General features: G+C 62.1%; 10 protein-coding genes. All 10 read right to left on the bottom strand.

Features of this window, described 5'->3' with window-relative positions; all coding sequences use genetic code 11:
* The coding region (locus NKH19_RS32460) for an LpxI family protein (RefSeq protein ID WP_352983778.1) at positions 1–820 on the bottom strand (820 nt) is incomplete at its 3' end.
* On the bottom strand, positions 792–1,625 hold the full coding sequence (lpxA, locus tag NKH19_RS32455) for an acyl-ACP--UDP-N-acetylglucosamine O-acyltransferase (protein WP_352983777.1): 834 nt from the start codon (positions 1,623–1,625) through the stop codon (positions 792–794). The genes NKH19_RS32460 and lpxA, both read right to left, overlap by 29 nt.
* Before the next feature lie 11 nt (positions 1,626–1,636).
* The gene (fabZ, locus tag NKH19_RS32450) at positions 1,637–2,104 is read right to left on the bottom strand and encodes a 3-hydroxyacyl-ACP dehydratase FabZ (RefSeq protein ID WP_352871147.1); all 468 of its coding nucleotides are present in this window, start codon (positions 2,102–2,104) and stop codon (positions 1,637–1,639) included.
* Positions 2,097–3,155, bottom strand: coding sequence for a UDP-3-O-(3-hydroxymyristoyl)glucosamine N-acyltransferase (lpxD, locus tag NKH19_RS32445; RefSeq protein ID WP_352871145.1), 1,059 nt, complete (start codon positions 3,153–3,155; stop codon positions 2,097–2,099). Before lpxD ends, fabZ begins: the two co-directional genes overlap by 8 nt.
* A gap of 74 nt (positions 3,156–3,229) precedes the next feature.
* A complete protein-coding gene (gene bamA, locus NKH19_RS32440; RefSeq protein WP_352871143.1) occupies positions 3,230–5,605 on the bottom strand; it encodes an outer membrane protein assembly factor BamA in 2,376 nt (791 codons plus the stop codon).
* Positions 5,606–5,822: 217 nt separating this feature from the next.
* Entirely contained in the window at positions 5,823–6,965 is a 1,143-nt protein-coding gene (gene rseP / locus NKH19_RS32435) for an RIP metalloprotease RseP (RefSeq protein WP_352871141.1), read from the bottom strand.
* A gap of 103 nt (positions 6,966–7,068) precedes the next feature.
* Entirely contained in the window at positions 7,069–7,884 is an 816-nt protein-coding gene (locus tag NKH19_RS32430) for a phosphatidate cytidylyltransferase (protein ID WP_352983774.1), read from the bottom strand.
* Positions 7,881–8,639, bottom strand: coding sequence for an isoprenyl transferase (locus tag NKH19_RS32425; RefSeq protein WP_352871225.1), 759 nt, complete (start codon positions 8,637–8,639; stop codon positions 7,881–7,883). The genes NKH19_RS32430 and NKH19_RS32425 overlap by 4 nt, the downstream gene beginning before the upstream one ends.
* A gap of 10 nt (positions 8,640–8,649) precedes the next feature.
* The gene (gene frr / locus NKH19_RS32420) at positions 8,650–9,204 is read right to left on the bottom strand and encodes a ribosome recycling factor (protein WP_352983771.1); all 555 of its coding nucleotides are present in this window, start codon (positions 9,202–9,204) and stop codon (positions 8,650–8,652) included.
* Positions 9,205–9,302: 98 nt separating this feature from the next.
* Positions 9,303–10,025: a UMP kinase gene (pyrH, locus tag NKH19_RS32415; protein WP_091574801.1), complete on the bottom strand. Its 723-nt coding sequence runs from the start codon at positions 10,023–10,025 to the stop codon at positions 9,303–9,305.
* Between the last annotated feature and the right edge of the window lie 213 nt (positions 10,026–10,238).

Here is a 10,238-nt window from a genome sequence, read left to right as displayed (position 1 = left end):
AACGTCCCGCCTCGACGGCAATGCCGGCAAGCCCGGCCGCATGCACGGCTTCGACCGTGCGTGGGCCGATGGACGGAAGATCCGCGCGCAGTTCCTGACCGGGCTTGGCACACTTGACCAGAACACCGCGGGTCTTGCCGGCAATACGGCCGTGGCCACGCAGCAGCTTCGCACGGTCGAGCAGTCCCGCTGTTCCCTCGATGCCTTCCAGTGCGATGGTACGGCCGCCGACCGCGATGGCCGCCTGGCCAATATCCAACGCCCCTATGGCCTTTGCCGCGGCAAGGCCAGCCTCGATGTCGCGCCAGTCGGATTTCCTTGGCGCGGCTTTCGTCAGGACGCCTTCGGCGGCGACAAGGTTCGGCACGATTTCGTGGGCGCCGACAACCTTTATCCCACGCGCTTCGAGGCCCCGCGCCAGGACCTTCAGCAGGCCATCGTCGCCACGCGCCAGCGCCGCGACAACAACCGGTATCACCGCGAGCAGGCTGAGACTTGGACGCAGCTGTGTCAGTCTTGGCCTGCGCTTGATCTCGCCTGCAAGCACCAGATGGGTGATACGGTGCCGCCGCAGCAATGGTATCAGCGAGCCGATACCTTCCAGGGCGAGGCTTTCATGCTCGTAATGGGAGAGCTCCGCGATGCGGTCGACCTCGCCTTCCATCAGGACGACGAAGGGCGGATAACCTTGTTCAGCCGAGCCGGCCGCGACCTCGACCGGCAGGCTGCCGCCGCCGGCGATGATGCCGACCCTGGAGCCTGGCGGGAGATCAAGACGCGCTGCCGCTGTCTCAGTCTTCGTCATCGACATCGTCGCCATCGCCGCCCTTGAGCGACGGCACAGCGTAGTGCCGCTTGCCGCGACTGGTGATGAAATCGATGATCTTCATGGCGGTCGGCGACGACGCGAACTCCGCCTTGGCGAATTCGATGTTCTCGCCGACGGTGCGGGAACGATCGAAGATCATCCTGTAGGCCTTGCGCAGCACATGGATTTCGGATCTCGGCAAGCCGGAGCGCTTCAGGCCGATGATGTTGAGTCCGCGCAGGCTGGCGCGGTTGCCGACCGCGATGGCATAGGGAATGACGTCGCCGACGACCGCCGAGCAGCCGCCCAGAAAGGCGTTGTCGCCGATGCGGACAAACTGATGCACGGCGGTCAGGCCGCCGATATAGACGTTGTTGCCGACCTCGCAATGGCCGCCCAATGTCGCGCCGTTGGCGAACGTCGCGTTGTTGCCGACGACGCAATCATGGGCGATGTGGGCGTAGGCAAGGAAATTGCCATTGTCGCCGACTGTCGTCTCGCCGCGGCTGGAATCGGTGCCGAGATGCATGGTCACGCCTTCGCGGATCGTGCAGTTCTTGCCGATGACCAGCGTGGTGCGGCCGCCCTTGTGCTTGGTGTTCTGCGGCGGCGCGCCCAATGTTGCCATTGGATAGACCTTGGTCAAGGCGCCGATTGACGTCGCGCCCATCACCGAGACATGACTGACCAGTTCGACGCCATCGCCGATCACCACATCGGCGCCGACGTGGCAGAACGGCCCGATGCGCACACCTTGGCCGATTTGGGCGCCTTCCTCCACAACGGAGGAAGCATGGATGGATGTCTTGATTTTCATAAGCATTATCGTCAGTCGCTGGTGACCATCATGGCTGAAATCTCGGCCTCGGCCGCCTTGGCGCCGTCGACCATGGCTTCACAAGCGAATTTGAGCAGGTTGCCGCGTTTCTTGATTTTCTTGACATGGATCTTCAACTGGTCGCCGGGGACGACCGGTTTGCGGAATTTAGCGTTGTCGATGGTCAGGAAATAGACCAGCGACGGCTTTTCAGTGCCCAGGCTGCGGATGCAGATGGCGCCGGCCGTCTGCGCCATCGCCTCGACGATGAGCACACCCGGCATGACCGGCTGCTCGGGGAAATGGCCCTGAAAATGCGGCTCGTTTATGGTCACGTTCTTGATGCCGATGGCGGACTCGTCGCCGTCGATCTCGACGATGCGATCGATCATCAGGAACGGATAGCGGTGCGGCAGGAGCTTCATCAGCCCCATGATGTCGACCGCTTCCAGCGTCGTCGACGCGATCATGTCAGCCATTGCCTCCCTCGCCCTGTTTGCGGGTCCTGGCGAGCTTGCGCAGCATGGCTATCTCCCGCATGGCTTCCGCCATCGGCTGTGCCGGATAACCGCCCCAGATCTCGCCTGCAGGGACATTGCTCATAAATCCACTTCTGGCGGCAAGCTTGGCCCCTGTCCCGATGGTCAGGTGATCCGCAAGCCCGACGCCGCCGCCCATGGTGACATTATCACCCACGACCACGGACCCAGAAATACCCGAAAGCCCGGCTATTATGCAATTGCGGCCGATGCGGACGTTATGGGCGATCTGCACGAGATTGTCGATCTTGGTGCCCTGGCCGATGATCGTGTCGGACATGGCGCCGCGATCGACGGTGGTGTTGGAGCCGATCTCGACATCGTCCTGAATGACGACGCGGCCGATCTGCGGCACGCGTTCGGGGCCCTTGGCGCCGCCGACGAAGCCAAAACCATCCTGGCCGATCCTGGCACCGCCATGGATGATGACGCGGTTGCCGATCAAGGCATACTGGATGCTGGCGCCCGGACCGACATAGCCGTCGCGGCCGATCTGGCAGGATTGTCCGATGACCGCATTGGGCGCGATGACGGTACCGCTGCCGATTGAAGCCCCCGGCCCGATGACCGCGCCGGCCTCGATGACGGCACCGGCTTCGACATGCGCGGTCGCATCGACATGAGCATGCGGCGAGACACCGGTTTCACTGGTCATCGGCCCAGGCGTCGCCGCCCTCGGAAACAACAGGCGTCCGACAAAGGCGAAGGCCTGTTGCGGGCGCGGATGAACCAGAACGGCAACGCCCGCCGGCGCCTTGCCGGCAAATTCCGCCGGGCACAGGACCGCGGCCGCCCGCAGCGACGGCATCAGCGCGGAATTGCGCTTGCCGTCGACAAAGACGAGCGCATTCTCGCCGCCCTCGCTGGCCGGCGCGAGCGCCTCGATCGAAATATCGGAGTGGCCGGAATCGACAAGCACCGAGCCGGTCAGATTCGCGACTTCGCCCGCCGTATACCGGCGTGATGGCGCGAAGAACACCGGATCGGTCATTCCAGAAGCTATATCCAGCTAGGTCGGACATTTCTCCCGGACCTGAAAGACCCGGGAGCATCGTTGGCCGCCGATCAGAAGCGGGTCGATATGCCGAAGTTGAATTCCTGCACGTCGTCGGACGCTTCCTTCTTGACCGGGATCGCATAGTCGATACGGATCGGACCGAACGGCGATGCCCACATCAGGCCGACACCGACCGAAGCACGCAGTTTCATGTCAGTCGAGGTCTGAGTAGCGATGCTCTCGCTGATCTTGCTGCCGTAGAGCGTTGCGGCATCAGCGAACACAGCGCCGCGCAAACCAAAGCTTTCCGGAATGACCGGCATCGGGAACTGGGCTTCCGCCGAGGCATTGAAATACGTCGTGCCGCCGAGATGGTCACCCGTAAGACTATCCGCCGGGCCAATACCACCGTACTCAAAACCGCGGATCATGCGGTCGGTGCTCTGGAATTGGTCGAAGATGCGCAAACCACCATCGCCGCCGTACCCCTCGACATGACCTGCGCCAGCCGAGACGAGACCAACCAGATCGAATTGCTCCGAGAGCGTCTGATAGATGCTGCCGCGACCAGTAACCTTCACATACTTGGCATCGCCGCCGACGCCGGCAAATTCGGCCGTCGTGGTGGCGTAGATACCTTCATGCGGGTTCTTCATATCGTCGATGGTGTTGTAGACCAGCCCCAGGCTGATCGACGATTTGATCCAGGGGCTTTCATCGATACCCTGGAGGATCGCCTTGGAAATATCGCAGGTGCCATCAGGCTCTGCATCACTGGTGGGACCGCAATCGTCGTCCAACTTATATTTCTCTTGCGAAATATTGTACGCCAGCTGGGTCGAAATGCTATCGGTGATCGGCAAGCCGAACCGTATCGTAGCGCCCGTGGTGTCGCTGTCGTAGTTGTTACTATATTCCCTGGTCTGTTTGAAGATGTCGAAGCCAGCGGCAATGCGCCGTCCGAGGAAATAGGGTTCGGTGAAGGACAGGCTGTAGTCGCGCGAATTCTTGCCGCCGCCGGCCGAGAGCTTGATGAACTGGCCACGGCCGAGGAAGTTGCGCTCGGTGATCGATCCTTCGACGGACGGGCCGGCCGTGTCCCCGCCGGTCGAATAACCGGCGCCGACCGAGAATTCACCGGTCGACTTTTCGACGACGTCGACCACCAGCACGACCTGGTCGGGCTGCGAGCCCGGCACTGTCGAGATGTCGACTTTTTCAAAGTAATTGAGAGCTTCCAGGCGCTTCTTCGCGCGCTGGATGAGCACTTGGTTGAAGGCGTCACCTTCGCTGACATCGAACTCGCGACGAATGACATAGTCACGCGTGCGGTCGTTGCCGCGGATCTCGATGCGCTCGATATAGGCCTTGGTGCCCTGGTCGATCGTGTAGACCACCGAGATGGTGTGGTTCTCGAAATTGCGGTCGCCGCGCGGCGTCACCTGCGCGAAGGCGTAGCCGGAGCCGGCCACCTTCTCGGTCAGCGCGATGATGGAATCCTCGACGTCCTTGGCGTTGTAGACGTCGCCCTTGCGGGTCTCGACCACCGATTCCAGCGATTTGCTGTCGACTTCAGGGATCGTGCTTTCGACGCTGACGTCACCGAATGTGTAGCGGTCGCCTTCCTGGACGGTGATGGTGACCGTGTACTTGTTCGTCGCACTGTCGAGTTCGCCGACAGCGGATACGACCTGGAAATCGGCGTAACCATGATTGTAATAGAAGCGGCGCAGCAGCTCCTGGTCGGCGCGCAGCTTGTCGTCGTCATAGACGTCGTCGCGCAGGACGAAGGAAAGCCAGGATGAACGCTTGGTGTTGATGACATCCGACAGGCGGCGGCTCGAATAGGCGCTGTTGCCGACGAAATTAATCGCCGCGATCTGCGTACGGTCGCCTTCGGTAATGTTGAAGACCACGTTCACGCGGTTGTCGCCAAGCTGCATGACCTGCGTGGTCACGGTCACATCGTCGCGACCAATGCGTTTGTAGGCAGCCTTGATCGATTCGACATCGGCATCGAGCGTTGCCTGCGAGAAAGTCCCGCGCGGCTTCAGCTGCACCGCCGCAGCAAGCGCATTGTCCTTGAGCTTCTTGTTGTTCTGGAACAGCACCTGGTTGACGACCTGGTACTCGGCAACCTTGACCACCAGCGTCGAGCCGACCTGGTTGATCTGCACATCCGAGAACAGGCCGGTGCCGAACAGCGCCTTGACCGCACTGTCGATATCGGAACTGGAGAAGGCCTTGCCCGGCTTGATGGTGATGTAATTGCGGATGGTCTCGGCGTCGATACGCTGGTTGCCGCTGACTTCGACTCTACTGACGACAGCGGCTTCGGCCGCCGATGTGGCAACGAACTGCACTGCGAGCGCGCCTGGCACGACAAGAGCCGCGGACAGGGTCACCGCGGAAGCGGCGCTCAGAAACTTGGATGCTGCCTTCATCGGGCTTAATAACCTTTTCTCGTAGTCCCCACGGCGAGAAAACCGGACGTGCGGTAATTTCCCCTACCGTATTAACCGGATTTTCCCTACACGCAAGGCTTCTGGTTAATTTGTATTTACTTAACCCTGCGGCGTGGCTTTCGCGTCACTCATATCCCCGTGCATGGTAAACGGCGTCTCAACATCGTCCATGCGGAGGCCGAATTTCTTCATGATTTCAGCATCCAAACAGATCGTTCCAGAAAACGAAACCCATGAAGCACAGCACCAGAAGCAACCCGGCCCGATAGGCCATTTCCATCATCCGTTCCGACACGGGACGGCGAATGACGGCCTCCACCCCGTAGAACAACAGATGGCCGCCGTCGAGGGGGGGAATCGGCAAAAGGTTGAGAAACCCGATGCCAACCGACAGCAGTGCAACCAGTTGCACGAGCCATTCGAATCCCAGTTTCGCCGCCTTGCCGGCCATGTCGGCGATCTTCACCGGGCCACCCAGCTGACATTTGTCCTCGCGCCCGACGACAAAGCGCTGCAGGAACTGGCCGGTGCGCTGGATGACGTGTCCGGTTTCCTCGACCGCCGCCGCAACCGCCCCGACCGGCGTGTACGTTATGAGACGCGGCTGGCCGAGTTCCTTGTTGTTGACGACACCGATCACGGCGACCTTGACCTTGTTGCCGAGCGCGTCTTCCTGTTCCATCAGCCGCGGCGCCGCGGTCACCGTGACCTCCTTGCCGTCGCGCAGCATGACGAAGGTGATGACGTCGTCGGCGCGGCCCGAGACCAGGCGCTGGACGTCGCCAAAGGTTTCGACCTTGTTGCCGTCGACGCTGACGAATCGGTCACCGGGCAGGATGCCGGCCTTCGCCGCCGGGCTGTCGGCCGTCACCTCGGCCACCATCGGCTCCGCGACATAACGGCCATAGGCGGTGAACAGCACGGCAAAGACGGCGATCGCCAGCAGGAAATTGAACAGCGGCCCGGCCACCACGGTTGCCGCGCGCTTCCAGATCGGCTGCGTGTGAAAGGCGACCTTGCGCTCCTCCTCCGTCAGCGTTCCGAGTTCTTCCGACGTGGGCTGGCTCGATGTGGCGTTCATGTCGCCGACGAATTTGACATAGCCGCCAAGCGGGATCGCGCACAGTTTCCAGCGCGTGCCGTGGCTGTCGTTGAAGCCGAAGAGTTCGGGACCGAAGCCGATCGAGAAGGCCTTGACGCCGATCCCGCACCAGCGCCCGACAAGGTAATGGCCCATTTCATGGACGAACACGACCACGGTCAGCACGAAGAGGAATGGCACCAGCGTGCCGAGGACAAAGCCTTCTGTGCTGAGAAGCGCGTGAAGAATCTCGTTCAAGACAAACCCTCAAATTCTGCCACGGCGCGGATTGCGCCGTGACTGTGACACCAATCCGGGCGAATCCAAGGCGCGCCGCGCATTGGGCCTGAAATGACACCGCTCAAACGGGAAACAAACCCTGCGCCGGATGATCGGCGGTCGCCGAAATCCAGCCAATGACGTATAGGGCGAAAGCCGCCGCGACAAGCCCGTCGACACGATCCATGACGCCGCCATGGCCCGGGATCAGCGCACCCGAATCCTTGCGGTCGTGGCGGCGTTTGACCCAGGATTCAAACAGGTCGCCGCCCTGTGAGACAATCGAAAGCACCAGCGCCACCAGGCTGAGCAATGGCAGATTGCCGACACCGGCAGCGGCGGCGAGGATCAGCCCCGCGACGACGCCGCCAACAGCGCCACCGAGCGCGCCGCTGCGCGTCTTGCCAGGCGAGATCGCCGGCGCCAGCTTCGGGCCCCCAACCGCACGGCCAACGAAATAGGCAAAGATATCGGTGGCCCACACGACGGCGAACAGAAACAGGATGGCGACCAGGCCTGAACGATCGCCGTCGCGCAGCAAGGCGAGCGACAAGCCTGAAACCGCGGCATAGGCAAGGCCGCTCGCATCCCATTGTCCGGCCTTGCGAACCGATGCGGCAATCGCCGTTACGGCAACCATGACCATCACAAGCGGCAACAGCCAGGAGGCGGCGAGGCCGCCAATCAAGGCGCCAATGAAGACAACCAGCAGCGTTTCCGGCAGGAAACCCAGACCCGTGGCCCCGGTCGGGCGTGACATGCGGGTCCATTCGTAGAAGATCACCCCGGCCATCGCGGCGCACAGCAAGCGGAACGGCAGACCGCCGAGCCAGGTCAAGCCAAGGGTGATAGTGGCAAGCACGATCGCCGAAATGACGCGCAGCCGGAGATTGCTCATCCCGCGGCCGGTCGCGAAGCGACATCCTGGGGCCCAAGTCCGCCGTAACGGCGTTCGCGGCCGGCAAATTCGCGCAAGGCCTCGGCAAGGTGCTCGCGACTGAAGTCGGGCCAGTAGCAAGGCAGGAAGACGAGCTCGCTATAGGCGGCCTGCCACAGGAGGAAGTTAGACAGCCGGAGTTCGCCGCTGGTGCGGATGACCAGTTCCGGGTCGGGAATGCCATGCGTGTCGAGAGCGCCGGCAAAGCTTTCGGCTGATATCGCCTCGCTGTCGAGTTCGCCACGCGCCACGGCTGATGCAAGCTTGCGCGCCGTGCGCACGATCTCGTCGCGTCCGCCATAGTTGAAGGCGATCACCAGCGTCAGCGATTCATTGCCGGCGGTCAGCGATTCGGCCTCGTCGAGCAGCCCCCTGATGTCGGGCTGCAACCCTGCCCTGTCGCCGATGATTTTGACCCGCACGCCACTCTGGTGCAATTCGGCCAGATCACGGCGGATGAACATTTTCAGGAGACCCATCAGGTCACTGACCTCGGACTTCGGCCGCGACCAGTTCTCCGACGAGAAAGCGTAGACGGTCAGGTAGGAGATACCGAGCCCGGGTGCTGCGCGCACCGTCTTGCGCAGCGCCTCGACGCCGGCACGATGGCCAGCAAGACGAGGCATGCCGCGCGCCTTGGCCCAGCGTCCATTTCCGTCCATGATGATCGCGACATGCGCGGGCGTTGCCATGTTCTCGCTTTCGGGTCGGCCTATGGCCAAGACCCTAAACCTGCATGATTTCAGCTTCCTTATCGGAAAGCAGGTGGTCGATGGTGCTGATCGTCTCGTCGGTAAGTTTCTGGACCTGGTCGGAGCGCTTGCGCTGATCGTCCTCGCTGATGTCGCCGTCCTTCTCCGCCTTCTTCAGGAAGTCCATGCCGTCGCGGCGCACATGGCGCGCGGCGACCCGGGCATTCTCGGCGTAGGTGTGAGAAATCTTGACCAGTTCCTTGCGGCGCTGTTCGTTGAGCTCGGGCAGTGGAATCCTGAGGTTGGTGCCGTCGACGATCGGGTTGAAACCCAGATTGGATTCGCGGATCGCGGGGTCGACCGCGCCGACCATCGACTTGTCCCAGACCGATACCGAGATCATGCGCGGCTCCGGCACCGAGACGTTGGCGACCTGGTTGATCGGCATGGTGGTGCCATAGGCCTGCACCTGGATCGCATCGAGCAGGTTGCTGGAGGCCCGGCCGGTCCGCAGCGAGGCCAGATCATGCTTGAACGCGGCGATCGCCCCATCCATGCGCCGCTTGAGATCGTCGTACTCACCACTCATCTTTATCTCCTCGACCCCGTCTGACGCGGGTTCATTGCTTCGCGGCCGTTCGAATCCGGTTGTCGAAACCGGCTTCCCCTTTCGGGTCGGGCCCCCGATCAATCGTCCGCGACGACCGTGCAGCGGCCGCCGCCCCTCAGAATATCGCCGAAACCACCTTTTTCGTGGATCGAATAGACGATTATCGGAATGTTGTTTTCTCGCGCAAGTGCAATCGCTGCCGTATCCATGATGGAAAGGCCGCGTTTTATGACTTCGCCATGGCTGATGCGCTCGAAGCGCGTCGCATTCGGGTCTTTCTTTGGGTCCGCAGAGTAGACGCCGTCGACCTGAGTGCCCTTGAACAGCGCGTCGGCGCCGATTTCAGCCGCGCGAAGCGCGGCGGCCGAATCAGTGGTGAAGAACGGATTGCCCGTGCCGCCAGCAAAGATCACCACCTTGCCCTGGTTCATGTAGGCGGTCGCCTGGCGCTGCGAAAAGCTCTCGCAAAGTTCGGGCATGGCGATCGCCGAAAGCACCACGGCGTCGACGCCGATCTTGTTCAACGACGTGCGCAGGGCCAGCGAATTGATCACCGTGGCAAGCATGCCCATGTGGTCGCCGGTGACACGGTCGCCGCCCTTGGAGGCAACGGCCACGCCGCGAAAGATGTTGCCGCCGCCGATGACGACACCGACCTCGATGCCCAGTGCACGCGCCTCGGCGATGTCGCCGGCGATGCGATCGACGACCGAAACGTCGATGCCGAAATGCTGTTCGCCCATCAATGCTTCGCCCGACGCTTTCAGCAAGACACGTCGGTAGAGGGGCTTCACCGTCATCTGGTCCTCGTCATTTGCATGTGATGCGTTCCGGGTGGCAACCCTCGCGCAGGCGCCGCCCCGAAACAATGGCGTTCCGATACACGAAGGGCGCCCCGCTGTAACGCCGCGCCCCCCCCCGCAAAAGCGTGGCATTTTTCAAAACACCCCCGCAAACCCGGCGTCCAAGTACAGGTTCCGGAATTAACCCCCCCCCGTGTAGCCCCCCCCCCG

The organism is Mesorhizobium sp. M1338 (genome assembly GCF_040318045.1).
Taxonomy (GTDB): Bacteria; Pseudomonadota; Alphaproteobacteria; order Rhizobiales; family Rhizobiaceae; genus Mesorhizobium.
Note: the sequence above shows the minus strand (reverse complement) of the source record. Positions and strands in the feature narration are given on the sequence as shown.